The 1,306-nt window shown below is 41.0% G+C and carries 1 protein-coding gene; it reads right to left on the bottom strand.

Translation table 11 applies throughout. The features are described 5' to 3' along the window. Nucleotides 1-649: 649 nt before the first annotated feature. On the bottom strand, nucleotides 650-1,306 hold a 657-nt coding region (locus GQ598_RS10850), incomplete at its 5' end, for a hypothetical protein (protein ID WP_160404127.1).

The raw sequence follows: 1,306 nt of genomic DNA on the forward strand, positions 1-1,306 counted from the left end.
AACTTCGGTGATGAAAATAAGAACAGTGTCTGATTTAGACTACGGTGAAATTGAAAAAGATTTAGGGCGTAGGTTTGGCAGGCCAGATGCCAGATGCCAGATGCCATGCATGATAGCGCATTTCGATAATCATGTCAAGTAATTTATTGTTTTATTTTAATTTTTATAATTATCCGCTCAACTAATGAACTTTTCCTTGCTTTGAAAGCGCTCAAATTATAACCGATTGATTAATAATGCGCTAGTTTTTTGTTAAATATTTGTAAAGTTTTGCTAAGTTGATAAGGTTGAGCTTTTGGTGGCGTGTTTTGAGAAATGGTTTTGGTGGTGTTTTTGAATAAAAACCACCAAATAAAAACTTTAATAAAATCAATACCTTTCCTGACAGATTTTTGGGTGGAAAATCAGGCTTTTTTGTTCTGGTAAATAGAATAAATTAAGTGCAGAGGTTTTGGACGTTTGCAGTTTAGTGTTCAAAATAGCTACCATGACCACGTCCGAAATCTTGCCACATCAAAATAAACCACGAATTTAAACCACAACAACGCATCTGCAATAGTTTGCCCCAACTGCGCGGAGGTGCGGCTTTGATAACTTAGCCAACTATAGTCATATAAACACCACCGCGATCAATGATTAATAGCTAAAGTTAAGGAGTAGTACAAACAGCGTAAAGCCCGCCGGCAGTGGCGTAATGGACAAAACCTGTGTCCGCATTGACAGCAAACAATCGGCCGACAGCGGCAAAGTCAGGTGTCCAGTAATAGTAGCCGGCAAAGCCAGCATCAGCGTAACCGTACATGGATCCCCACTCCGTAAAAAATCCAGCCCCTATTCGTCGTTGGTAATTATTACCAGGTGACGACGGTGTGGCGCTTGAGCAACCGTTACAATTGGAATTAGTCAGGTCTTTGAGCTTAGCAAGACGATAACCCGAGCTACTACTACACCAAGATGATTGGTTAGATGGGTGCTCTCTTTTATCCCGTCTATTGACGAACCACTGCTTCAACTGAAATCCATATTTCACAACCACTCTACCACTGCTATCCTTACCCTCTAATTCAAAGGTCTGCGGTAAAGATGGCGCACTTAAACTAAAACTACTTGAATTTATCTGATTATCATTTGCCCTAGGACCATTTAGCGTTACCCGAGTTACATATTGGGATTTATCACTAATCCAACTATCAGATGTTCTGTTAACTCCCGCTGGGTCTGTGAATGTATCAGAGCGTGGCCTTGTCCAATTCACTGTAGCCGTTATTCCACCGCGAGAAACAGAAGACCACCTCAACTGACTTCC

The sequence above is a fragment of the Gilliamella sp. Pas-s95 genome, from assembly GCF_009795795.1.
GTDB classification, from domain to species: Bacteria; Pseudomonadota; Gammaproteobacteria; order Enterobacterales; family Orbaceae; genus Gilliamella; species Gilliamella bombicola.